A 23,379-nucleotide genomic window follows, 5' to 3' on the forward strand; every position below is an offset into this window, starting at 1 on the left:
GTCCGTGCGCGATTTGCGGGCGGTAGGGCAGGATTGAGGGGTGACTGAGACCGTTCCCGCCGAGGCGTCGCCCGGACGTTGGGCCACCGTGCTCCCGGTCTGGGTGGTCGCGATCATCGGCGCGGTGCTGGTCGGGATGTTCGCGGCGAAGGGCGAGTACCTGACCTGGTTGCCGATCGTGCTCGCAACCGCCACCATCCTCACCTTCTGCCTGCAGATCGGGCGCGGGACGAAAGACGGACTGACCGAGCGGATGACCGTATCCGTCGGCGGCTCGGTGGTCATCCTCGGCATCGCGACCGGCGTGCTCGCCCTGATGGGTGGCTAGACTGGGCTCATGCTTCTCGCGCTTGAGCTGTTCTTCGTCGGCCTCCTGGGCCTCGCGACGCTGTCGATCGGTTTCATCTCCGTCGTTGTGCTCTACAACCTCTTCCGGGGCCAGCGCTAACAAGGGGCCAGCGCTAACAAGGAGTGGTCAGTGATCGAGCTCGATGCCAATCTTCCGGCCGAGCTGGTGCCGCTCTCGTGGCTTCTCGGGGTGTGGGAGGGTAGCGGTGTCGTCAACTTCACGACCGACGACGGCATCGTCAACCACGAGTTCGGGCAGCGCATCAGCTTCAGCCATGACGGCTTCCCGCACCTGAACTACAGCTCGTACGCGTGGCTGCTGGAGTCTGACCCGCAGCAGCCGCTCGCCACCGAGACCGGCTATTGGCGGTTGAGCCGGCCGGCGACCTCCGCCGACCCGGGTCCGGGCATGCTCGCCGGTGTCGGCGAGCCGAGCTACGGCAACGCCGACGCGGTGGAGACGTTGCGCAACGACGACGGCGGATTCGATCTCGAGGTGTCGCTCCTGCATCCGGGCGGGGTGAGCGAGCTGTATCTCGGGCAGGTGAAGGGCCCGCGCATCGACCTGGCGACGGATGCCGTGATGCGCTCCGGCACCGCGAAAGACCACTCCGCGTCCACGCGCCTCTACGGCCTGGTCGAGGGGCACCTGCTGTGGGCGTGGGACCTTGCCGCGCTCGGACGCGAACTGCAGAGCCACGCCTCTGCGAGATTGGCCAAAGTTGAGTGAGTTCCTGTCTCGTCCCGGTGCCGTCGAGGCGGCGGAACCGGATGCCGGGGTCGCCGCCCACTACGGCAACCCGCTCGCCGAGCAGCGGGCGCTGGCGCGGGGTGAAGCGGTCGTCGACCTGTCCCATCGCGGTGTGCTTACGATCACCGGGCCGGACCGGCTCAGCTGGCTTCACTCACTGACAAGCCAGAACCTGAGCGGCCTGAAGCCGGGAGACTCAGCCGAGACGCTGCTGCTCGCGCAGACCGGTCGGATCGAGCACGCCATCCGGGTCGTCGATGACGGCACCAGCGCGTGGCTGCTGGTCGAGGGTCCCGAGACGCAGTCGCTTCGCGAATGGCTCGACTCGATGCGATTCATGCTGCGGGTCGAGATCGCCGACCGCAGCGACGAGTTCGCGGTGATCGGGTCGCTGGGGGAGCTGCCGGTGGCTGCTGCCGCGCCGGGCGGGGTGCCGCTGGTCTGGGTGGACCCGTGGCACGAGGTCGTTCAGGGCGGCTACCAGTACGCGGGCGAGCACGAGCATCCGGCAGCGCAGTGGACGTGGCGCGAGTCCCTCATCGAGCGGTCGCGCCTGGGCGAGTTCGCCGACGTGCCCGCCGCCGGTGTGCTCGCGATGGAGGCGCTGCGCATTGCATCGTGGCGGCCGCGGCGCTCCAGCGAAGTGGACGACAAGACCATCCCGCACGAGCTCGACTGGATGCGCAGCGCGGTGCACCTGAGCAAGGGCTGCTACCGCGGCCAGGAGACGGTCGCCAAGGTGCACAACCTCGGGCATCCGCCGCGCCGGCTCGTGATGCTGCACCTCGACGGCTCCGACTCGGTGCTGCCGGAAGCCGGATCCCCGGTTGTCAGCGGCGACAAGCAGGTCGGGCGGGTGACCTCGAGCGCCATGCACTGGGAGCTGGGACCGATCGCGCTCGCCGTGCTGAAGCGGACCACGGATCCGGATGCCACACTCACCGTGCTGGCAGGGGAGACCGAGGTCGCCGCGACGCAAGAGGTCATCGTGCCGGTCGACGCCGGCTCGGTCGCGCCGCCGCCGCGGCTGCCGCGGCTCGGCCTGTCCGCGCGCTGACCCGCCGGGCTCGGGAACGGCTCCGCGACCGTCGATACACTGGCGGCATGACCCACACGCTGATCCTGCTGCGCCACGGCCAGAGCGACTGGAACGAGAAGAACCTGTTCACCGGGTGGGTGGATGTGCCGCTCACCGAACTCGGTCGCGCCGAGGCCAGACGGGCGGGGGAGCTGCTGCTGGAGTCGGAGCTGCTGCCGGACATCCAGTTCACGTCGGTGCTGAAGCGGGCCATCCATACGGCGAACGAGACCCTCGCGACCGCCGACCGGGACTGGATCGACGTCAAGCGCAGCTGGCGGCTCAACGAGCGTCACTACGGTGCGCTGCAGGGCAAGAACAAGGCCGAGACCCTCGAGCAGTACGGCGAGGAGCAGTTCATGCAGTGGCGTCGCTCGTTCGACGTGCCGCCGCCGCCCATCGCCGACGACGACCCGTACTCGCAAGCGCACGACCCGCGCTACACCGGGCTTGACGAGGAGATGCCGCGCACCGAGTGCCTGAAGGACGTCATCGAGCGGATGCTGCCGTACTGGCACTCGGACATCACCCGCGAACTCGCCGCCGGGAAGACCGTGCTGGTCACCGCACACGGCAACTCGCTTCGGGCCCTGGTGAAGCACCTGGACGGGATCTCGGACGAGGACATCGCCGGGCTGAACATCCCGACCGGCATCCCGCTCGTCTACGAGCTGGATGACACGTTCATGCCGAGCACGCCCGGCCGCTACCTTGACCCGGAGGCCGCCGCGGCCGGTGCCGCTGCGGTCGCCTCGCAGGGCAAGCGCTGACGCCACCATCGAGTCGGGAGTTGTTGCCCAAATAGGTCGCGCCAAATGGGCAACTACTCCCGACTCAACGCAGGTGGGGATGGTGGCGGTCGCCGGGCTAGCTGCCTGTAGCCGCCCAGTCGCCCGTGGCCAGGTAAGTGACCTTCTTCGCGATCGACACCGCGTGGTCTGCGAAGCGCTCGTGGTAGCGCGAAGCGAGGGTCGCGTCGACGGTGTCCTCGGCGCCACCCTTCCAGGTCTCGCCGAGCACCTTGTCGAACACGCTCAGGTGCAGCTCGTCGATCAGGTCGTCGTCGTTGCGGATCTCCTCGGCGATCGCGACATCCTGGGTCTCCAGCAGCTTCACCAGCTTGCCGGCGATGAGCACGTCGAGGCGCCCCATCTCTGAGAACGTGCCGCGGAGCGACTTGGGAACAACCTTCTCCGGGAACCGGTAGCGCGCCAGCTGCGCGATGTGCTCGGCCATGTCGCCCATCCGCTCGAGCGACGAGGAGATGCGCAGCGCGCTGACGACGATGCGCAGGTCTCGTGCGACGGGCTGCTGCCGCGCCAGGATGTCGATGGCCAGTTCGTCGAGGTCGCGGGTGAGTTCGTCGATGCGGTCGTCATCCTTGATGACCGTTTCGGCGACCGACACGTTCGACTCGTTGAAGGCGAGGGTAGCGCTGGCGATCGCCTGTTCGACGAGTCTCGCGAGCTCGACCAGGCGCTCCTGCACCTCGAGAAGTTCTTGCTGGAACACTGCGCGCATTGAATGTCGCCCCTTTCGCGAAACGATGCCCGGGCAATCCTTCACACCGACGATGAACATCCGGTAAGCGCCGGGTGAACAACGCTTGACCTACCAGGTTCTGGGACCTCTCGGTGGGCAGCCCTGCCGTTTTCTATAACTAATCTAGTCGTTATGGACCCCGGCATGCTGGTGGCCGCTGCACTCGTCTTCGGGGTGGCGGTCGGAGCTGGCGTCGCGTGGCTCCTCGTCTACGCGGCGCGCCACGGCGACCGTGCGGCCAAGGTGGTCAACTCGGTGGTGCCGGATGGCGTCGACCAGGTGCTGGATGCGCTCGAGTCCGCCGGCATCGTCCTCGACCCGTCCAACAACGTCATCAAGGCCAGCCCCGGCGCGCTCGCTCTCGGGCTGGTCACCGGCGACGTGCTCGCGCACCGCGAACTCGTCGACCTTGTCGACCGGGTGCGCAGGGATGGCGAGACGATAACGACCGAACTGACCCTGCCGCGCGGGCCGTTCGGTGATGCGAACGTGGTGCTGTTCATTCGCGTTGCCAGGCTGGGCACCCGCTATGTGCTCCTGCTCGCGGAAGACCGCACCGAGGCGCACCGGCTGAACGCGGTGCGGCGCGACTTCGTTGAGAACATCAGCCACGAGCTGAAGACGCCGATTGGTGCGGTCAGCCTGCTGGCCGAGGCGCTACAGTCGGCGGCGCGGGACCCCGACCAGGTGAAGCGGTTCGCGAAGCGCCTCACCAAGGAGTCCGAGAGGCTCGCCCGGATCACCCGCGAGATCATCCAGCTGTCGCGGCTGCAATCCGCTGACGCGCTGGCCAAGCCGGAACTGATCGAGATCGACCATGTCGTCGCATCCGCCATCGACCAGAACCGTGTGCCCGCGGATGCGCGTGGCGTCACCATCGTCAGCGGTGGACACGCCGGAGCGCAGGTGTACGGCGACGAAGCGCTGCTGGCGACGGCGCTGCACAACCTCATCTCGAACGCCATCGTCTACTCGGCCAAGGGTGCGCGAGTCGGCATCGGCGTGAGCCACCACGACGGCGTGGTGGAGATCGCGGTGACGGACCAGGGCATCGGGATCGCGCAAGAAGAGCAGGACCGGATCTTCGAGCGCTTCTACCGCATCGACCCCGCCCGGTCGCGACACACCGGGGGCACCGGCCTCGGCCTCAGCATCGTCAAGCACGTGGCGGAGAACCACGGCGGCGACGTGCGCGTCTGGTCGCAACCCGGCCGCGGCTCGACTTTCACCATTCGCCTTCCGGAGGCAACCCGCGCCTCCGGTGAACACCAGGGAGTAACAGCATGACCCGCATCCTGATCGTCGAAGACGAGCGTTCGCTCAGCGAGCCGCTCGCGTTCCTGCTCGGCAAGGAGGGCTACGAAACCTCGATCGCCGAAGACGGAAACGACGCGATCGAGGAGTTCCGGCGGAACGGGGCCGACCTGGTGCTGCTCGACCTCATGCTGCCCGGGATCCCCGGCACCGAGGTGTGCCGGCAGCTGCGCCTCGAGTCGCAGGTGCCGATCATCATGCTCACCGCCAAGGACAGCGAGGTGGACATCGTCGTCGGGCTGGAGCTTGGCGCGGACGATTACGTGACGAAGCCGTACTCGACGCGCGAGCTGCTCGCGCGCATCCGTGCGGTGCTGCGCCGCAGGATCGAGGTCGAGGGTGAGGATGAGGCGCTGCTCGAGGCGGGCGACGTGCGGATGGACCTCGACCGGCACACGGTCGAGGTGCGCGGGGAAGAGATCTCCATACCGCTGAAGGAGTTCGAGCTGCTCGAGCTGCTCATGCGCAACGCCGGGCGAGTGCTCACCCGTGGCCAGCTGATCGACCGCGTCTGGGGCAGCGACTACTTCGGTGACACCAAGACGCTCGACGTGCACGTCAAGCGCATCCGGTCACGCATCGAACGGAACCCGTCCGAGCCGGTGATGCTGGTGACCGTGCGCGGGCTCGGCTACCGCTTCGAGCCCTAGCGGCTACTCGGCCTCGGGTGCCTCGGGCAAGAGTCCCTGGTACTCGGGGAGCGTGCCGTCGAGCACAGGAACGTTGAGCTGCTTGCCGGTCTCGCTGCCGTACTGGATGAAGACCGGGAACAGCGCGCCCGGCTGGGTGTCGATGTCCGTGAGGACGACCTGCTGGTCCTCGCCGAGGTTTTTGATCGAGTCGGCGTTGAGGTGCACCCGCTGGTCGACCTTGTCGCCGTCGGCGTTCTCCCACTGCAGCTTGACGTCCATGCTGCGGTCGGTGCCGTTGGCCAGCACGACCACCAGGTTGCCGGTCTGGCCATCCTCGCTCACGATGATCGCATTGCGCACCTCGAGGTTGCCGATCGTCGCCCCGAATCCGTCGCTCGGGTCATAGGGCTCGAGGGTGGCTTGGGGGGTCAGGAAAGTGCACGCGGTGGTGCCCGCCAGCACGAGGGATGCCAATGCGACGGATGCCGCCGAACGTGCTCTCACGAATTTCCTCCTGGACGTGGCCGCTGTGTGCGCAGCGCAGAACTGCTGCGAGTTTAGCCTAACGGGGCAGCCCGCCTCGGGGCAGGTAAGGGCAGCCTAACTGAGAAAAAGCTGTGGTAAACTAGTGGCCGCAGAACGGAGCCAAATCCATGCTTTTCGAGGTCGGCGAGACTGTCGTGTACCCGCATCACGGGGCCGCAACCATCACAGAAGTCAAGAAGCGTGTCATCAAGGGCGAAGAGAAGCTTTATCTCAAGCTCAATGTCACGCAGGGCGATCTCACCATCGAGGTCCCCGCTGAGAATGTCGACCTGGTCGGTGTTCGCGATGTGATCGGCAAGGAGGGCCTCGAGAAGGTCTTCGAAGTGCTTCGCGCACCGTTCACCGAGGAACCGACCAACTGGTCGCGCCGCTACAAGGCGAACCTCGAGAAGCTCGCATCCGGTGACGTCATCAAGGTGTCCGAGGTCGTTCGCGACCTGTGGCGCCGCGACCAGGACCGTGGCCTGTCCGCGGGGGAGAAGCGGATGCTCGCCAAGGCACGCCAGATCCTGATCTCCGAGCTCGCACTCGCCGAGAAGACCGACGAAGAGAAGGCCTCGAGCGTTCTCGACGAGGTCCTGGCCTCCTAACCCGTTGACTACCGCGGTTGTCGTCGTCGCCGCGGGCAGCGGGACTCGCCTCGGTCGAGGTGAACCGAAAGCGTTCGTCGCGGTCGGCGGCCGAAGCATTCTCGCGCGAGCATTGGATGCCGTCGCCGGCATGTCCCCGACCCCGCAGATCATCGTTGTCGCCCCGGAGGGTCGCCTCGACGACGCCCGGCAGCTGTGCGGCGATATAGAGGTAACGGTCGTCGCTGGCGGTGCGACCAGGCAGCAGTCGGTCGCGGCCGGCCTCGCCGTGCTCGCCGCCGACGTCAATGTCGTGCTGGTACACGATTGCGCGCGCGCGTTCACGCCGACCCGCCAGCTGGAGTCGGTTGAGGCGGAGGTTCGCCGCACCGGTCACGGCGTGGTCCCCGGCCTGCCGGTCGTGAACACCATCAAGCAGACGGATGCCGCCGGGCGGGTCATTCGGAACGTCGACCGTTCCGACCTGGTCGCGGTGCAGACGCCGCAGGGCTTCCCGCGCGACCCGCTCGTCGCGGCCTACGCTTCCGCGACCGAGGATTTCACCGATGATGCTGCACTGTTCGCGGCCGCGGGCAACGAGGTGATGGTCATCGAAGGCGACCCTCTCGGCTTCAAGATCACCAGGCCATCCGACCTCCGCCGCGCGGAGTACGAGACCGGCTTGCCGACATCCGTCACCGGCCTCGGGGTCGACGTGCACGCCTACGACGAAAGCAGACCGCTATGGCTGGGCGGGCTGCACTGGCCCGATGAGCCCGGCCTCGCCGGGCACAGCGACGGCGACGCGATCAGCCACGCGGTCTGCGACGCGCTGCTGTCGGCGGCAGGCCTCGGCGACCTCGGCAGCTGCTTCGGCACCAGCGACCCGCGGTTCGCGGATGCCCACGGCGAGGTGTTCATCGCCGAGACCGTCGCGCTCGTCACCGCGGCCGGCTACACCGTCAGCAACGTCGCGGTGCAGCTGATCGGCAATCGGCCCAAGGTGGGTGCGCGTCGAATCGAGCTGGAGGGCAGGCTGAGCGCACTGGTGGGCGCACCGGTGCGGGTCGGGGCGACGACCTCCGACGGGCTCGGCTTCACCGGCCGGGGCGAGGGCGTGTCGGCGATCGCGACCGCGCTGCTGCATCGAGCGTGATTCGAGGACTAACTGCGCTCGCGCTCCTCTTTCATCCTTGAAACCGCGTCGGCAGATACGTATCTCCTCGAATCCGGTCGGTCTCGCGGAGGCCCATCTAGCCGGTATGGGCGATCCCCAAGGTGCGCTTTCTAGGGTGGCGCCACTGCGCCCGACCGAGGCGCCACGACGGAGGGACACCACGTGGGCAACCTTGTGCACTTCACGATCGCAACCACCGCTGAAGAGAGCGCCGACTTTCGGCGCGTGCTGTGGACCGGAGAACACACCCAGCTGGTCATCATGACCATCCCGGTCGACGGGGAGATCGGCGAGGAGACGCATCCGGACACCGACCAGATCCTGACCATCGTGAGCGGCACCGGTGAGGCGCGCGTGTCGGGGCAGAACCGCGTGATCGCGCAGGGCGATCTCGTCGTGGTGCCGGCCGGTCTGAAGCACAATTTCGTCAACACCGGCCCGAACCCGCTCGTGCTGTACACCGTCTATGGTCCGCCGGAGCACGCGGACGGTGCGGTGCACGCCACGAAGGAAGAGGCGGATGCCCTGGAGGAGGCCGGCAAGGACGAGCCGCCCACCAGCGGGTAACCGAGCCGGAGCCGCAGGAGGCTGCCGGTACGCTTGACCCCGTGACTGTCCGTCTCTACGATTCCCGCTCGCAGGCCGTCCGCGACCTGGTGCCCATCACCCCGGGCCAGATCGGCATGTACGTCTGCGGGCCGACCGTGCAATCGAGCCCGCACATCGGTCACCTCCGCAGCGCCCTGGTCTACGACCTGTGGCGGCGCTGGCTGACCTACCGCGGCTACCGCGTCACCCTCGTGCGCAACGTCACCGACATCGACGACAAGATCCTCGCGAACGCCTTTGGCGATGAGGAATGGTGGGCGCTGGCGTACCGCTATGAGTTGGAGTTCACGGCCGGGTACACCGCGCTCGGCATCCAGGCGCCGACCTACGAGCCGCGCGCAACGGCGAGTGTCGCCCAGATGCAGGAAATCGTCCAGGAGCTCATCGAGCGCGGGCACGCGTACCCGGCGCCGGATGGCTCTGGGGATGTCTACTTCGACGTGAAGTCGTGGCCGACCTACGGCGAGCTCACCCGGCAGCGGCTGGACGACATGGCACCGGCGGAGGACGCCGATCCGCGCGGCAAGCGCGACCCGCGCGACTTCGCGCTGTGGAAGGGGCACAAGAGCGACGAGCCGGAGTCGGCGTCGTGGAGCTCGCCGTGGGGACCCGGCCGCCCAGGCTGGCACATCGAGTGCTCGGCGATGTCGAGCCGCTACCTCGGCACCGAGTTCGATATTCACGGCGGCGGACTCGACCTGCGCTTCCCGCACCACGAGAACGAGCTCGCCCAGTCGGCCGCGGCCGGGCACGGCTTCGCGCGGCACTGGGTGCACAACGGCCTGGTGAACGTCAACGGGCAGAAGATGTCCAAGTCGCTCGGCAACTCGATCTACGCCGCCGAGTTCCTCGAGATGGCACCGCCGATCGTCATCCGCTACTACCTCGGGCAGGCGCACTACCGCTCCACGATCGACTACCACGACGGTGCGCTGGAGGAGGCCGAGGCAGCCCTCGACCGCATCCGGGTGTTCCTGGAGCGGGCCGACCGCCGGTTCTCCGGAACCCGGTTCGCCGGCGAGGGGCTCCAGGTCGTGCCGGATGCGTTCGGCGAGGCCATGGACGACGACCTCGCCGTGCCGCAAGCGCTCGCCGTACTGCACGACCGCGTGCGCGTGGGCAACGCCGCGCTCGACGCTGAAGACCTCGGCACCGCCGCCGACATCCGCGGCGAGGTCATCGCGATGACCGAGGTGCTCGGCATCAACCCGCTGGCCGAGCCATGGAAGTCGGATGCCGACGATGAGGTCGCCGCGGCGCTGGATGCGCTAGTCGGCAGGCTCATCGAGACGCGCGAAGCTGCGCGCGGGGCTCGCGACTTCGCCACCGCGGACCGGATCAGAGACCAACTCGCCGAATCGGGCATCCAACTCGAGGACGGCGTCAACGGATCGCATTGGAGCCTCGCGTGAAGGGCAAGAGCCAGAAGCGCCCCGGCGCAGTTCGCAAGACCAGCAAGGGACCGCAGGTCGGTTCCGGTGGGCAGGGCAGGCAGGCGCTAGAGGGCCGGAAGCCGACCCCGAAGGCCGAGGACCGGCCGTACCACCCTGCCGGGAAGCGCAAGGCCGCACAGGACCGCTTCGAGGCGGCCGGAGGCCGGCGCAACACGCAGCGGCAGCCGGAGGAAGCTCAGCAGCAGAAGCGGCGCGCCCCGAAGTCGGATGCGAGCGTTGAGCTGGTGACCGGCCGCAACTCGGTGCTGGAGGGGCTACGGGCGAAGATCCCGGCGACGACGCTCTATATCGCGTCGCGGATCGAGTACGACGACCGGGTCAAGGAGATCATGGGAATCGCCACCAAGCGCGGCCTGCCCGTGCTCGAGGTGATGCGTCCGGAACTCGACCGGCTCGCCGGCCCGGACTCCGTGCACCAGGGTGTCGCGCTCAAGGTCCCGCCGTACGAGTACGCGCACCCGCTCGAGCTGCTCGACACCGTGATCTCGCGCGGCCAGAAGCCGCTGTTCGTCGCGCTCGATTCAGTGACAGACCCGCGCAACCTGGGTGCGATCATCCGGTCGACAGCGGCGTTCGGCGGGCACGGCGTCATCGTGCCGCAGCGCCGGTCGGTGGGCATGACCGCGGCCGCTTGGAAGACCTCCGCTGGAGCGGCAGCGCGCACGCCGGTCGCGATGGCGAGCAACCTGACCCAGACCCTCAAGGCGCTCAAGGAGCGCGGCGTCTTCGTGCTCGGCCTCGCCGGTGACGGCGACGTGATGCTGCCGGAGCTTGAACTCGCGAACGAACCCATCGTGATCGTCGTCGGGAGCGAGGGCAAGGGTCTGTCCCGTCTGGTGACCGAGACTGCGGATGCGATCGTGTCGATCCCGATCTCTGCCGCGACCGAGTCGCTCAACGCCGGGATCGCGGCGAGCGTCGCCCTGTACGAGGTGTCGCGGCGGCGCGCCCAGCGCGGCTAGCGCCGCGCGGCCAGCTCCAGCAGCGCCGAGAGGTTCTCTGGCGACGGCGAAAGCTCGCCCGCCTCGATGCGGTGCGCGAGTTCGACCACCGCTGAGTTCACCGGTGAGCTGAGCCCGTGCTCGGCTCGGACTCTGACGACGCGCCCGTTGATGTCGTCAACCTCGCTGCGGCGCCCCTTCACCCAGTCCTGCAGGATCGTCGTCTTCGTGCCGGTCAGCACAAACCCGTCGAGAAGGGTGTCGAGCAGGAGCTCAACCACCCCATCGGGTCGATCAACCTCTGCCGAAGTCAGTCCGAAGATGGGAAGCACCGGGAACCCCTGCAGCTTGCCCGCCTCGAGTGCCTCTTCCCCGGAACGGATCATCAGGTCTCGCATGCCGGGGAGCGCGACGGCTTCGAGCATCGGCAGCCCGAGGATGGCTGTGGTGACCAGGGTCGTCGCATTGCTGACGAGCTTCATCCACTTCGCCGCGCGGATGTCGCGCACCACCTCGACGGTTCCGGCGTGACGCAGCAGGGCGGCGATCTCCTCCTCGCGGCCTGCCGTGCTGGGGTCGGTGCTGCCAACGGCGAACCAGGATCGTCCCGGCCCCGAGTGCCGCTCGATGACGCCCGGCTCGAACATCATCGAGGAGATTTCGATGACGCATCCCATAGTGCGGTGCGCCCCGACGACATCCGTGATCGCGTCGACCGTCATGCCGTTCTGAACGCCGACGATCAGTCCATCGGGCGCCAGCAGCGGTTCGATCAGCTGTGCCGCCCACCGCGAGTCGTACGCCTTCACGAGGAGAAGCACAACGTCGAACGGCTCGCGCAGGGTGGCGACTTCGCACAGGTGGAGAACTCGCACCGGCTGTTCGAGGGTGCGATCGGGCATCCGAATGATCGCGCCATGCTCCCGCATCGCTTCGACGTGGGCCGGCCACTGTTCGATCAGCGTGACGTCCAGCCCCGCGGCGGTGAGGTCGGCCCCGATGGACGCGCCATTGGCGCCCGCTCCGACAATGGCGATCCGCATCGGGAACTCCCTCGTTCCAAGTACTCAGAGTGAACAGCGTTAAGATGTACTGAACAGCTTATCGCCCAGCCTAGGAGAGCCATGATCGTGCACAACATCGCCTTCAAGTTGAAGGAGACCGACCCCAAGCTCAAGGCGGATCAGGCGGCAGAGTTCAAGCGGCGCATCGAGTCGCTCGAGGGCAAGATCCCTGGCCTGCAGTCGCTCAAGGTCGCCCTCGATGTGGGGAAGATCGACGACCACTTCGACCTCGTTCTTATTTCGACCCACGAGAGCCTCGAGGATCTCGAGTCCTACCAGGCCGACCCGCTGCACGCCGCAGTCATCGAGTACGGCAAGACAATCGTCTCCGCACGAGCCTGCGTCGACTATGAAGCCTGATCAGAGACGAGCTGCAAGTGTGCTGAAGAGCTCGAGGTTCTCGATGCCGGGGGAGAGCTCGCCCCGCTCAATCCGGTGAGCCACCTCGGTTGCCGCCGCGTTCACGGGCGCCCGTGAGCCTGCCTTCTCCAGTACGTCGACGACGAGCCCGTTGATCTGGTCGACCTCGCTCCGGCGACCCTTGATCCAGTCGTGGAGCACGGTGGCTTTCGTCGTGGGGAGCGCGAACTCGGTGAGCAGCAGGTCGAACAGCGTCGACACGAACAGCTCTGGCCGGTCCGGGTCAACGGCGTCCATGCCGAAGATCGGCACGATCCGCAGGCCCTGAGCGAGCACGGCGCGAACCGCCTCGTTGCCGGCTTCCAGCATCAGCTCGCGCATCCCGGGCTGCTTCGAGGCCTCCAGGATCGAGAGGTCGAGAATCGCCGACGGCACCAGCTCGGCCGCATTGAGCACGAGCTTCATCCACTTCGCGCTCCGGATGTCGTCGACGACCTCTACGGTGCCGGCTGCGCGCAGCAGTTCTGCCGCGCGATCGGCCTTTTGATGTGCCACTGGGTTGTCGCTGCCGAGTGCGAACCACGTGTTGGCGTTCAGGTTGTGACGTTCCACCTCGCCGGGCTCGAACATGTTCGACCCGAGTTCGATCACGCCGCCGAGCGCACGCTCCTCGCCCATGATGGAGACGACGTCGTCGATCGACATGCCGTTCTGCAGGCCCACGACGACGCCGTCGTCCTTCACGAGCGGCTTGATGAGCTCCACGCCCCACCGCGTGTCGTACGCCTTGAGCACCACATAGACGATGTCGAACTGCTCGCGCAGGGTCGCCACTTCGCACAGGTGCTTGACGTTGACCCGCGTGACCTCGGAGAGTCCATCTGCGGGCGTCGTGATTCGGATGCCGTTCTCGCGCATGGCCTCGACGTGCGCGGGCCACTGCTCGATGAAGGTGACGTCGTGTCCAGCCCTGGTCATGTCGGCGCCGATGGAGGCTCCGTTGCCGCCCGTACCGACAATTGCGACTCGTGTTGTCATGCGCGTTCCTTCCGAGGAGCGAACCGAAGAGGATCGGAGTCCCGAAACTGTTCAGTCTAAGTAAACATTCATAGTAGCCTGACTGAACGCGACGATCGCGAGCGATTCTGTCGCGCCGGGGACTGCCAGCCAACGACGACCGAGGGAGCAAATCGGATGAGCGGGAAGAAAATCGCGGTGCTCGGCACCGGAGCGAACGGCGCCGGGATCGGGGCCGATCTCACGCGCGCAGGACTTGACGTCACGTTCATCGAACAGTGGCCGGCACACGTCGAGGCGATGCGCGCGAACGGCCTTCGGGTCGAGATGCCCGATGAGTCCACCCACACAGAGGTCAACGCCCTGCACCTGTGTGAAGTGGCAACCCTGCGGGACAAATTCGACATCGTCTTCGTCGTCGTGAAGGCCTACGACACTCGGTGGGTGTGCGAGCTGATCAAACCGTTGCTGCACGAGCGCAGCCTCGTCGTCGGCCTCCAGAACGGCATGTCGATCGACGACATGATGGACGTCGTCGGCCCCGAGCGCACCATCGGTGCGGTGATCGAGGTCGCGTCCAATATGTTTAACCCCGGCACCGTGGTCCGCCAGACCCCGCCGGCCGGATCCTGGTTCGCGGTCGGCAGCCTCCACCCGTCGACTCGGGGTCGTGAGCACGAGGTCGTCGAGGTTCTCCAGCACGCGGGCACCGTGGAGGTGTCCGCTGACATCCGTTCCTCGAAGTGGATGAAGCTGGTCGCCAACGCGGGGGAACTCGTGCCGACCGCCATCCTCAACCTGCCCATGGCCGACGCCGCCGCGCTGCCGGGCATGCGCGAGTTCATGGACCGGAACTGCCAGGAGGCGCTCCGGGTCTCACTCGCCATCGGCAACCGGGCGACACCGATTTTCGGCCTCGCCGAGATCACGACACCGGACCCGGATGCCTACGCGATCGAACTGCTCGATCTTGTGCACTCCAAGTGGACGCTTCCGGACACCCTCACGACAGTACTGCAGGACTGGCGCAAGGGCAGGCGCGGCGAGGTGAACGAGGTCAACGGCCTCGTCGTCCGTGAGGGCGCTCGCGTCGGCGTCCCCACGCCCGCGAACCAGCGCACTCTCGAGCTGGCTGCTCGAATCGAAGCCGGTGAACTCGAGGCGCGTCCGGAGAACCTGGAACTGCTGCTCGCCTGAACGCAAGGGACGCCCTGCCGGCCGGTAGGGCGTCCCATGCATTTCGAGTCAGGCCACGAACGACTGGCGCAGTTCGCCGATGCCTTCCACCCAGGTGACCAGCTCGTCGCCCGGTGCGAGCCAGACCTGCGGGTCCCGCCCAAGGCCGACCCCCGCGGGCGTGCCAGTGAAGATCAGGTCGCCAGGGTGCAATGTCACGATCGATGACAGGTGAGCGATCAGGCTCGGAATGCTGAAGATCAGCTGGCTCGTTCGACCGTTCTGCATCTCGCTGCCATTGATGGTGCAGCCGAGGGCGATGTCGTCGGGGTTCGCAAACTCATCCGGGGTGACGATCCACGGTCCGGTCGGCGCGAAGCCGGGGAACGACTTGCCGAGGTTGAACTGTGGCGCCGGACCCTGCCGCTGGGTGATGCGCTCGGAGAGGTCTTGGCCGATGGTGAGGCCGGCGACGTAGTCCCACGCGGCGTCCTCAGAGACCGCTTTCCCCTCTTTGCCGATGACCACGACGAGTTCGGTCTCCCAATCGGTCTGACCGTTCGGCGGGAGCGTCACGGTCGTGACGGGTCCGGTCAGGGCGCTGCGGTACTTGGTGAAGACCACGGGAGAGGTCGGGATGTCAAACCCGGACTCGTCGGCGTGCGCGTGGTAATTGAGGCCGATCGCGAAGACCTGAGCCGGGGCGGGCGACGGCGCTCCGAGGCGCGTGGGCGTGAGGTCGGTGTCTGGGGCGGTGCCGTTCAAGCCGGCCGACCATTCGACGAACTCCGACCAGCGGTCGAAGATGTCGGCGGGGTCGGCTGTGAAGCGGCCGTTGCTGGCTTTCTCGACGTCGATCCCTCGCTCACTGGACGTGGCAAGGACGAGTCGTCCGTCGACATTGGCAATTCGCACGGTGGTTCTCTTTCTTTCGTTGTGGTTCGTGATCTCAGGAACGTTCCAGCGCCGCGGCGAGGTCGGACATGTCCGACGCCGCGAAGCCGAGAGCGATGGCGCGGTCGAGGACAGCGGCATTGGCACGAGTCCCTGGCAGGTCGATGCCGAGGGATGCCGCGAGCTCCTCGGCCAGGTGCAGATCCTTGTGGATGATCGTCACGGGCGCGTCGACACCGGTTGTGCCCGGGTTCAGGAACGCCTCGCGTTTGTACTCGACGAAGTTCCCGCCGCCCGCCCCGGCGCGCAGCACCTCGTAGAACAACTCTCGATCGACCCCCGCCCTGGTCGCCATGAGCAATGCCTCGTTGACCGACTCGTTGACCGCGCCGACGACGACGTTGACCGCGAGCTTGACGATGTTCCCCGCGCCGAGCTCACCGACGTGGAATTGCGCTTTGGTGAACTCCGCAAGGACCGGTTGGATCGCCGCGAACAGCTCATCGGATGCGCCGACCATCGTCGTGATGGTCTTAGCCCTCGCGGCGGAGACAGTCCCGGACACCGGCGCATCCGCAAGCAGGACACCGTAGTGCTCCGCCTCCCTCCTCAGCTCGGCCACCGCGGCCCGGCCCATCGTCCCCATGAGAACGTGGCGGTGTCCCGAGCCGGCGTGGGCGAAGAGCCCCTTGTTGCCGCCGAGCAGTTCGCGAGCGGATGCCGGGTCAGGCAGCATGCTGATCGTCAGGGGCGTGCCGCAGATGCCCTCCCGTGTCGCGGCGAGCTCTATCCCGGCGAGCTCCAGTTCGTCATCCAGGGTGACGTACGGGTCATAGGCAATGACGCGATGGCCGGCCGCGGCAAGGTGCAGTGCGAACTGCCTGCCCATCCGGCCGATTCCGGCAAATCCGATGTCCATAGGTGGATCTCCTATTTGGTTCACAGCTTCACTGCGTGACGTTCGCCGAGGTCGGCGATCCACGCATCGACCGCTGAGACGCCGAACTCTGACTGCAATCGCTCACGTCCGCGCTTGTCGTCCGGAGCGGTCGCGGCCAAACGGTGGAAGTAGTCCTCGAAATTGCCCGGCGAGCTGATTTCGAGGAAACGGGCTGGTTCGGACCCCGCGTTCCACACCGTGTGTGGCACGAACCTCGGGCGCACAGCCACTTCTCCTGCCGTGGCCGTCCACTCCCGGTCGCCGACCCGCACGCCCAGTTCACCTGACAGGACGATGGCGACCTGATCATGGTCGGTGTGCACGTGCGGCCAGACCAGGGTGCCCGGTTGCACAACCTGCTCCACGATGCTGTACGCGCCGCCGACCGTGGCGGCGAGGACTCGGAACGTCGTCGGCAATGCGCCAACGACTACCTGTTGGCCCGCCTGGGGTCCCACTCTTGGCTCGTTCACGGCCGGGCTCAGTAGACCTCAGGCAGGTAGATCTCCGGAATGACCTCGGGAACGTACTCGCCGAGGCGTGCACGGCGGTGGATCTCCTGGAAGCCGAGTCCAGCCTCGCGGGCGTCGGCCAGCTTGTCCGGGTCGAAGTGCGCCCCGATGGGGTTGTTGGCGAACTCCGCAGAGAAGTACATCCATGACCGCGACTTCTCCCAGTCGCCGAAGGTGTCCACCTGGATCTCGACGCCATTGCCGTCGGGGTCTTGGTAGTACATCGACATGGTCATTCCGTGGTCGAGATTGAGGAACGGGCGGATGCCCTCCCCGCGCAGCCGCACGAAGTTGTCGAGCCACTGGTCGAATGTCGCGTACTCGAAGGCGGTGTGGTGCAGCCCAGTGGTGTGTCCCTTGTCGACCGGGTGCTTGAGTCCGGGAGGGGACAGCAACGCGATCCGGTGGTTCGCCGCATCGTTGGTCAGCCAGGCGCCGTGATCACCGTGGAACACGGGGGTCAGGCCAGCGACCTTCTCGTACCACGCAACCATCTCGTCAAGGCGAAGCGTCGTGAAGGTGGTGTGGTGGAAGGTGGGGGCCACAATCGGGTGGCTGGGCGCGCGGTTCACAGACATCGTCGTCCTCTAGGGTCAAATGGCTAGCCGATCCAAGCCGATCGGTGAGTTGATACTAGGAATGAAATTCGATCAACGCAAATAATTTCGAAATTAGTTTAGTCGTTCTCGATGAAGTCGGCCTCGAGCAGCAGCTCGGTCGTCAGGGCGATGTGACGTTCCAGGGCACGGGTCGCGGCCTCCGCATCGCGCGCGAGCGCTGCATTGGTAATGGCCCGGTGCTCGCCAACGATGTCCCGGGTGGACCCGTGTCCGCCGAGAGGAACCGACCACCGTCGGTACAGTTCGGCGGCGTCGCGCAGTTGACTGGCGATCTCGACAAGGAACGGGTTGCCGCAGCCGGAGAGCAGGATGCGGTGGAACTCCGCGTGCAGCCGGGCCCACTCCTCGCTCAGTCGCTGTGGATCGTCGGGATCGACGAGCGGACACGAGGCCAGTCTGTGGTGGGCGGCGAGCAGCTCGGCCTCCCAGTCCACGTCTCCTTCGGCCACGGCGTGGCCCAGGGTGAGCGACTCGATTTCAACGCGCGCGCTCGTGAGGTGGATCAGGCGGGTTCGCGAGATCGGCGTGACGATGAAGCCCTGCTGGGGCGCCGAGTGCACCAGGTCCTGCTCGAGCAGGCGACTGAGCGCCTCGCGGACGACGCCGACGCTCGAGCCGTATCGCTCGCAAAGTTCGACGAATCTCAACTTGGAGCCAGGCAACAGCCGACCCGCGAGGATGTCGCTGCGCAACTTGGCGTAGACCTCTTCTTGGCGCGTCTTGAAGGCTTCTGACAACGGTGTCTCCGATCAACAAGGACCAACTTGGATTCTGCCACGAAATAATGCAAGATATTCGAAACTTGCGGCCTGAGCCACCCATTCGGCCGGGAGGGGCCGCTGTGAAGGCGTCCACGGCAGTGACACTGAACACGAGGAACCCTGCTGTTCAGTCTCACTTGACACATTCATCAGCTACATGAAACGATGCCTGCAATCGAATGCACGGCCGGATGCCCATTAGGGCCTTGGGACGCGCATCCGGTCGGGATGAGAACGTTCTCAACCTGCTAGGCAACCGCGTGCTCGAGATCTCGGACGCGCCGGTGGCCTGCGATCACCCATGAACACATCGCGCCCCGCGCGATGAACAAAGGAGTTCACAGATGAATTCGAAGTCCCTTTTCGGCAAGGGGAGGAAGAGTCGGGTGTTCGCGCCCGTTGCTGCTGCCGCAGCGCTCATCCTCGGCCTCGCCGGCTGTGCCACGGATGGCGGCGAGTCGGCCGAGAACACCGACGAGCCGATCGTCATCGGCGGCACGCTCGGGCTGACCGGTATCTACTCCGGTCCGTCGGCCGCGTACGAGGTCACCTACAAGTACTGGGCAGACGAGGTCAACGCCGCGGGCGGAATCCTCGGACGCCAGGTGGAGCTGAAGATCTACGACGACGAGTCGAACCCCACCACCGCCCAGCAGCTCTACCAGCAGCTCATCAACGAGGACGAGGTCGACATCCTCCTCGCCCCGTACACCACCGCTGTGGGCGGTGCGATCGTTCCCATCGCTGAGCGCGCGGGCAAGCTCGTCGTCAACGCCGGTTTCGTCGCGAAGGAACTCCACGGCAAGGCTGACCTGATGGTGAGCACCTGGCCGTACCAGGAGAGCGAGTACCCCCGTCCGCTGTTCGAGTGGATCGACACGCTCCCCGAGGACCAGAAGCCGAAGTCGCTCGCGGTCGTCAGTGCCCAGAACCCGTTCACTCTCGTCGCGCGCTCTGGCGTTAACGGCGAAGGCGGCGTGCTGAACTACGCGAAGGACCGTGGCATCGAGGTCGTGGTCGACGAAGAGTACGACCAGACCGCTACCGACCTGAGCAGCCTCATCTCGCGCGTCAAGCAGTCCAACGCGGACATGTTCATCGCGCTGAGCCTGCCCAACGACGCGGCGCTCATCGCAAACACGGTGCTTCAGGCCGACTACCGCCCGGACATCTACTGCCAGTGCGGTTCGCAGGTCACCACGCTGCCCAACTGGCCGGACACCGGCGAGGCCGGCGTCAACGTGTTCGCAACGACCACGTCGTGGCCGACCCTTCCCTACAACGGTCTGAAGGAATTCTCCGACTACATCCTCAGCGAGCTGTCCGTGCCCGTCCTGCCGGCGTACGCTTCAGCAGGCTACGCCGCCGGGCAGGTCATCCAGCAGGCCGTGGAGGCCACCGGGTCGCTCGACTCGGAGGTGCTGCGCGAGTACATCGGCAAGAACACCTTCGACACCGCGGTCGGCAAGATCAGCTACAACGAAGACGGCACCGTCGCCTTCAGCGCGCTGCTGCTCCAGTACCAGAAGGGTGGCAACGCCCTGGTGTGGCCGGAGAACGTGTCCACCGGCGACGCGGTAATGCCGCTTCGCTGAGTAATCGATAGCTAGAGAGGAGGTTGGGCGAAGTGACGAATGTGATCGAGACGGAAACGCTCACCAAGAGTTTCGGTGGCATGACCGCAGTAAGCGGCACGTCGTTCAGCGTGGAGCCCGGGACAATCGTCGGCCTGATCGGGCCGAACGGATCGGGAAAGACCACGACGCTCAACCTCCTCAATGGCGCTATCGCCCCTGACCAGGGAACGATTCGCGTTCAGGGCGAGAACCTCGCGGGCAAGTCGAGCACCGCCTTCGTGAAGGCCGGTGTCACTCGCACCTTCCAGAACCCGCGGGTGTTCTCTACCGTGACCGCGATGGAGAACCTGCTTGTGCCGGTGCTGCACACCCGAGGCGGGAAGGCCGGCTTCACCAAGAAGGCGGAGGAACTCCTGGAAACGGTCGGACTGCTTGGCCACCGGGATACGCCGGCGAGCGAGCTGTCCGGTGGACAGCAGAAGCTGCTCGAGTTCGTGCGCGCGCTCATGACGGACCCGCACATCGTCCTGATGGACGAACCATTCGCCGGCGTTCACCCGAGTGTCAAGGAAGTCATGCGCGAAGCGATTGTCGAGCGCAACAAGGCCGGCACCGCCTTCATGATCGTCAGTCATGAGATCCCGGACCTGACACGACTGTGCTCCCGGATCATCTGCATGTCGGACGGCCAGGTCATCGCCGAAGGCACCCCAGGCGAGGTCACATCGCACCCCCTGGTCATCGAGGCCTATCTGGGCCAAGGTCCGGCAAGTCGAGGAGAGCGCGGATGAACACAGAAGCCACGGCGGTCTCGGTGACCGCTCCCGAGCTGGCCCTCAACGACATCACGGCTGGCTACTTCGCGAACGACATCGTGCTCGAGAGCGTCAGCATGACGGTTCGCCCCGGTAACGTCACGGTCGTCCTGGGGCCGAACGGATCCGGCAAGTCCACATCACTGCGGGTGATGTCCGGCTTCCTCCGCCCACGCACCGGCACGGTGACGCTGGACGGGCAGGACATCTCCACCACTTCGCCGGCCGATCGGCTGCGGCTCGGCATCGCGACCCTGCCGCAGGGCCGCTCGGTATTCCCCGACCTCTCGGTCGATGAGAACCTGCGACTCGGTGCATGGCAGCTGCGCAACGACAAGGGCCGCCTGAACGACGCGGTCGACGCCATGCTCGAGCGGTACCCCAAGCTGAAGCCGCTCAGGACCCGACTCGCGGGCAGCCTGAGCGGTGGTCAGGCGCGCCTCCTCGAGTTCGCGCGCACGCTCATCCTCGAACCATCGGTGCTGCTCATCGACGAGCCGTCGGTTGGACTCGCACCGGTGCTGGTCGATGACGTCTACAACGAGCTCGAGCGCCTGAAGGACGAGGGACGGACCATCCTGCTCGTTGACCAGAACGTGCAGGCAGCGATCGGCCTCGCCGACCAGGTCTACACGCTCGCGTACGGCAAGAACCACCTCCAGGGCGCTCGAGACAGCTTCGAGGGCCAACTCGACGACCTCATCAAGCAATGGCTCAACCTCTGAAACGGATGCCCACATGAACGAAATCGTGCAGTCCCTGATCAACGGGGCTCTGCTGGGCGGCGTGTATGGCGGACTGGCCATGGGGCTGAGCCTCCTGCTCGGCGTCTTGCGGATCGTCAACCTCGCCCACAGTGCCGTCCTCATCTTCGGTGCGCTGCTCTACTGGCAGTTCGTCAACGGTTTCGGGCTCGACCCGCTGCTGATGATCGCGCCGGTCGTGCTCATCGCCTACCTGTTCGGGCTCGGCGTGCACCGCGGGGTCACCCAATACTTGACCCGGGAGAGCGATTCCACGGTCATGCTGGCGTTCTTCGGCCTCATGATCATCCTCGAATCGATCGCCATCATGATCTGGACGACCGACACCAAGACGGTCGCGCTCGGCTACCTGTCCGGCGTCATCCGGATCGGCGACCTCAATATTCCGGTGTCGCGGGTCGTTGCGGCCGCGATCACCCTGGTCGTGCTCGTCGCGCTGCACTTCTTCCTCACGCGTACTCTCACCGGCTCAGCGATCCGCGGCATGGCGCAGAACCGGGACGTCGCAGCCATGGTCGGCATCAACGTCGAGAAGCTGTCCCGACGAGTGTTCGGAGCAGGCATCGCACTCGCTGCCTTCGGTGGCACGGTGCTCTCGCTGGTCTCATCATTCAGCCCGCAGGAGCACACCAGGTGGCTCGCCTGGGCGTTCCTCGTCGTCATCCTCGGCGGACTCGGTTCCGCGATGCGCACGCTCGTCGCCGGCATCGCGGTCGGGATCTTCGAGACCGTCGTCGGGTTGCTGATCCCGTTCCAGTACACGTATCTCGCACTGTATGCACTCCTCGCCGTTGCTCTCCTCATCCGCAATGAGGGACTCGGCGGCATCAAGCAAAGGACCATCTGATGGCCGAAACCACTGACCTCGACAAGGACGCGAAGCGCAATTCAGACGTGGCGCTCGCGCAGGCCAAGGCGGCAAGTGCCGGGGTCCGAAAGGCGCCCTGGTGGGTCACCCCGCTGGTGGCCGTGGCGATCTTCGCGATCATCGCGCCGATGGGCGGCATCCTCGGACTCGGTGCGGTGACGACCCTCACCACGGTCCTCTACTACACCGTGATCGCGCAGGGCTGGAACCTGCTCGGCGGCTACGGCGGCTACCTCAACTTCGGTGCCGCGGTCTTCGCCGGAACCGGTGCGTACACCGCCGCGTGGCTCAACTCCGAGTTCGAGTGGACCCTGTGGCAGACGCTCATTCCGGCAGCGTTCGCCGCGGCGTTCGTCTCCCTCATTGTCGGCTTCGCAACGCTGCGGCTGCGCAGCCACTACTTCGCGATCTTCACCCTGGTGCTGACCTTCCTCGCGCTCGTCGTGGTGAAGAACTGGCCGGCTCTCGGTGGCGCCATCGGGCTCTTCACCGACGTCGAGGGCGACTTCAGCTCACGCGGGCTCGCCATCCTGTTCTTCTACGTGCTGTTCGGACTGGCGATCCTCGCCACCGTCATCGCCTACTTCGTCGAGCACTCCAACTTCGGCTACGCGCTGCGAGCGATCAGCGAGGACGAGCCGGCGGCCCAGGTCCTCGGCGTGAAGACGACGTCGGTGAAGCTGCGCGCGCTGCTCATCGGTGCGGCGCTCGGTGGCCTCGCCGGCGCGGTCTACGCGTTCTTCACCGGCTACATCGAACCGGCCGGCACGTTCAGCCTGGACCTGGCTCTCGACATCGTCCTGGTCTGTGTCATCGGCGGCATGCGGTCGTGGTTGGGACCGCTGATCGGCTCGATCATCGTTGTCTTGCTCGAACAGATCCTGCGCGTCGTCGTGCCCAACCTGCACCTGTTCGGCCTGGACATCCCGGCCGAGACCAACCGTCTCGTCCTCGGTGTGCTGCTGCTGATCTTCGCACTGTTCATCCGACGCGGTGTGGTCGGACTGTTCGTGCAACGTCGCGGCCGCGTCGTGAGCGTTTAGCAAGTTG

At 66.3% G+C, this 23,379-nt stretch carries 27 protein-coding genes; 18 read left to right on the forward strand and 9 right to left on the reverse strand.

The annotated features are described in order from the left end of the window. Positions 1–40: 40 nt before the first annotated feature. The 4 genes from HGK58_RS04420 (at position 41) to HGK58_RS04435 (ending at position 2,947) form a co-directional block, all read left to right on the forward strand. Positions 41–328 carry a hypothetical protein gene (locus HGK58_RS04420; RefSeq protein ID WP_168626296.1) on the forward strand — a complete coding sequence of 96 codons (288 nt, stop codon included), beginning with the start codon at positions 41–43 and terminating at the stop codon, positions 326–328. A 150-nt stretch (positions 329–478) separates the two neighbouring features. Then, positions 479–1,078: an FABP family protein gene (locus tag HGK58_RS04425; protein WP_168626297.1), complete on the forward strand. Its 600-nt coding sequence runs from the start codon at positions 479–481 to the stop codon at positions 1,076–1,078. After that, positions 1,071–2,156: a glycine cleavage T C-terminal barrel domain-containing protein gene (locus HGK58_RS04430; protein ID WP_227411733.1), complete on the forward strand. Its 1,086-nt coding sequence runs from the start codon at positions 1,071–1,073 to the stop codon at positions 2,154–2,156. The genes HGK58_RS04425 and HGK58_RS04430 overlap by 8 nt, the downstream gene beginning before the upstream one ends. Positions 2,157–2,203: 47 nt before the next feature. After that, entirely contained in the window at positions 2,204–2,947 is a 744-nt protein-coding gene (locus HGK58_RS04435; protein ID WP_168626298.1) for a phosphoglyceromutase, read from the forward strand. A 97-nt stretch (positions 2,948–3,044) separates the two neighbouring features. On the opposite strand, the gene phoU is transcribed toward HGK58_RS04435, so the two are convergent. Further along, positions 3,045–3,698, reverse strand: coding sequence for a phosphate signaling complex protein PhoU (gene phoU, locus HGK58_RS04440; RefSeq protein ID WP_168626299.1), 654 nt, complete (start codon positions 3,696–3,698; stop codon positions 3,045–3,047). A 153-nt stretch (positions 3,699–3,851) separates the two neighbouring features. Between phoU and HGK58_RS04445 the strand changes: the two genes are divergently transcribed. Both HGK58_RS04445 and HGK58_RS04450 read left to right on the forward strand, forming a co-directional pair. After that, positions 3,852–5,006, forward strand: a complete 1,155-nt coding sequence (locus tag HGK58_RS04445; protein WP_168626300.1) for an ATP-binding protein — start codon at positions 3,852–3,854, stop codon at positions 5,004–5,006. After that, a complete protein-coding gene (locus HGK58_RS04450; RefSeq protein ID WP_168626301.1) occupies positions 5,003–5,683 on the forward strand; it encodes a response regulator transcription factor in 681 nt (226 codons plus the stop codon). The genes HGK58_RS04445 and HGK58_RS04450 overlap by 4 nt, the downstream gene beginning before the upstream one ends. A gap of 3 nt (positions 5,684–5,686) precedes the next feature. On the opposite strand, the gene HGK58_RS04455 is transcribed toward HGK58_RS04450, so the two are convergent. Further along, positions 5,687–6,169: a hypothetical protein gene (locus tag HGK58_RS04455; RefSeq protein ID WP_168626302.1), complete on the reverse strand. Its 483-nt coding sequence runs from the start codon at positions 6,167–6,169 to the stop codon at positions 5,687–5,689. A gap of 149 nt (positions 6,170–6,318) precedes the next feature. Between HGK58_RS04455 and HGK58_RS04460 the strand changes: the two genes are divergently transcribed. The 5 genes from HGK58_RS04460 (at position 6,319) to rlmB (ending at position 10,982) form a co-directional block, all read left to right on the forward strand. Beyond that, positions 6,319–6,801, forward strand: a complete 483-nt coding sequence (locus HGK58_RS04460) for a CarD family transcriptional regulator (RefSeq protein WP_168626303.1) — start codon at positions 6,319–6,321, stop codon at positions 6,799–6,801. A gap of 4 nt (positions 6,802–6,805) precedes the next feature. Beyond that, positions 6,806–7,936, forward strand: a complete 1,131-nt coding sequence (gene ispD / locus HGK58_RS04465; RefSeq protein ID WP_168626304.1) for a 2-C-methyl-D-erythritol 4-phosphate cytidylyltransferase — start codon at positions 6,806–6,808, stop codon at positions 7,934–7,936. A gap of 183 nt (positions 7,937–8,119) precedes the next feature. Beyond that, complete coding sequence (locus tag HGK58_RS04470) at positions 8,120–8,524, forward strand: cupin domain-containing protein (protein WP_168626305.1); 405 nt, start codon at positions 8,120–8,122, stop codon at positions 8,522–8,524. 41 nt (positions 8,525–8,565) lie between these two features. Further along, positions 8,566–9,978 carry a cysteine--tRNA ligase gene (cysS, locus tag HGK58_RS04475; RefSeq protein WP_168626306.1) on the forward strand — a complete coding sequence of 471 codons (1,413 nt, stop codon included), beginning with the start codon at positions 8,566–8,568 and terminating at the stop codon, positions 9,976–9,978. Beyond that, on the forward strand, positions 9,975–10,982 hold the full coding sequence (rlmB, locus tag HGK58_RS04480; protein ID WP_168626307.1) for a 23S rRNA (guanosine(2251)-2'-O)-methyltransferase RlmB: 1,008 nt from the start codon (positions 9,975–9,977) through the stop codon (positions 10,980–10,982). Before cysS ends, rlmB begins: the two co-directional genes overlap by 4 nt. Here rlmB and HGK58_RS04485 read toward each other — a convergent pair. Then, positions 10,979–12,004 (reverse strand): 2-dehydropantoate 2-reductase, encoded by a 1,026-nt coding sequence (locus tag HGK58_RS04485; protein ID WP_168626308.1) that lies wholly within the window; start codon positions 12,002–12,004, stop codon positions 10,979–10,981. The genes rlmB and HGK58_RS04485 overlap by 4 nt on opposite strands. Positions 12,005–12,085: 81 nt before the next feature. On the opposite strand from HGK58_RS04485, the gene HGK58_RS04490 reads away from it, so the two are divergent. Further along, complete coding sequence (locus HGK58_RS04490) at positions 12,086–12,385, forward strand: Dabb family protein (RefSeq protein WP_168626309.1); 300 nt, start codon at positions 12,086–12,088, stop codon at positions 12,383–12,385. Here HGK58_RS04490 and HGK58_RS04495 read toward each other — a convergent pair whose 3' ends face one another. Beyond that, a complete protein-coding gene (locus HGK58_RS04495) occupies positions 12,386–13,423 on the reverse strand; it encodes a 2-dehydropantoate 2-reductase (RefSeq protein ID WP_168626310.1) in 1,038 nt (345 codons plus the stop codon). Positions 13,424–13,579: 156 nt separating this feature from the next. Here HGK58_RS04495 and HGK58_RS04500 point away from each other — a divergent pair, with 156 nt between their 5' ends. Then, the gene (locus tag HGK58_RS04500; RefSeq protein ID WP_168626311.1) at positions 13,580–14,599 is read left to right on the forward strand and encodes a 2-dehydropantoate 2-reductase; all 1,020 of its coding nucleotides are present in this window, start codon (positions 13,580–13,582) and stop codon (positions 14,597–14,599) included. Between the two features lie 48 nt (positions 14,600–14,647). Here the strand turns inward: HGK58_RS04500 and HGK58_RS04505 are convergent, their stop codons facing one another. From HGK58_RS04505 to HGK58_RS04525, 5 genes are all read right to left on the reverse strand, one after another. After that, positions 14,648–15,493 carry a fumarylacetoacetate hydrolase family protein gene (locus tag HGK58_RS04505; protein ID WP_168626312.1) on the reverse strand — a complete coding sequence of 282 codons (846 nt, stop codon included), beginning with the start codon at positions 15,491–15,493 and terminating at the stop codon, positions 14,648–14,650. 34 nt (positions 15,494–15,527) lie between these two features. Continuing rightward, positions 15,528–16,391 carry an NAD(P)-dependent oxidoreductase gene (locus HGK58_RS04510; protein ID WP_168626313.1) on the reverse strand — a complete coding sequence of 288 codons (864 nt, stop codon included), beginning with the start codon at positions 16,389–16,391 and terminating at the stop codon, positions 15,528–15,530. Positions 16,392–16,411: 20 nt separating this feature from the next. After that, the gene (locus HGK58_RS04515; protein ID WP_168626314.1) at positions 16,412–16,870 is read right to left on the reverse strand and encodes a cupin domain-containing protein; all 459 of its coding nucleotides are present in this window, start codon (positions 16,868–16,870) and stop codon (positions 16,412–16,414) included. A gap of 23 nt (positions 16,871–16,893) precedes the next feature. Next, positions 16,894–17,502 carry a VOC family protein gene (locus HGK58_RS04520; RefSeq protein WP_168626315.1) on the reverse strand — a complete coding sequence of 203 codons (609 nt, stop codon included), beginning with the start codon at positions 17,500–17,502 and terminating at the stop codon, positions 16,894–16,896. A 98-nt stretch (positions 17,503–17,600) separates the two neighbouring features. Next, positions 17,601–18,281 (reverse strand): GntR family transcriptional regulator, encoded by a 681-nt coding sequence (locus tag HGK58_RS04525; protein ID WP_168626316.1) that lies wholly within the window; start codon positions 18,279–18,281, stop codon positions 17,601–17,603. A 368-nt stretch (positions 18,282–18,649) separates the two neighbouring features. Here HGK58_RS04525 and HGK58_RS04530 point away from each other — a divergent pair, with 368 nt between their 5' ends. From HGK58_RS04530 to HGK58_RS04550, 5 genes are read left to right on the forward strand one after another with little or no spacing between them, the layout of a single operon-like run. Next, positions 18,650–19,900: an amino acid ABC transporter substrate-binding protein gene (locus HGK58_RS04530; RefSeq protein WP_168626317.1), complete on the forward strand. Its 1,251-nt coding sequence runs from the start codon at positions 18,650–18,652 to the stop codon at positions 19,898–19,900. A 32-nt stretch (positions 19,901–19,932) separates the two neighbouring features. Next, a complete protein-coding gene (locus HGK58_RS04535) occupies positions 19,933–20,673 on the forward strand; it encodes an ABC transporter ATP-binding protein (protein WP_168626318.1) in 741 nt (246 codons plus the stop codon). After that, entirely contained in the window at positions 20,670–21,422 is a 753-nt protein-coding gene (locus HGK58_RS04540) for an ABC transporter ATP-binding protein (RefSeq protein ID WP_168626319.1), read from the forward strand. The genes HGK58_RS04535 and HGK58_RS04540 overlap by 4 nt, the downstream gene beginning before the upstream one ends. A 13-nt stretch (positions 21,423–21,435) precedes the next feature. Further along, positions 21,436–22,308 (forward strand): branched-chain amino acid ABC transporter permease, encoded by an 873-nt coding sequence (locus HGK58_RS04545; protein WP_168626320.1) that lies wholly within the window; start codon positions 21,436–21,438, stop codon positions 22,306–22,308. Continuing rightward, positions 22,308–23,372, forward strand: a complete 1,065-nt coding sequence (locus tag HGK58_RS04550; protein ID WP_168626321.1) for a branched-chain amino acid ABC transporter permease — start codon at positions 22,308–22,310, stop codon at positions 23,370–23,372. The genes HGK58_RS04545 and HGK58_RS04550 overlap by 1 nt, the downstream gene beginning before the upstream one ends. Positions 23,373–23,379: the final 7 nt, after the last annotated feature.

Source organism: Cryobacterium sp. BB307 (assembly GCF_012274275.1).
Classification (GTDB): Bacteria; Actinomycetota; Actinomycetes; order Actinomycetales; family Microbacteriaceae; genus Terrimesophilobacter.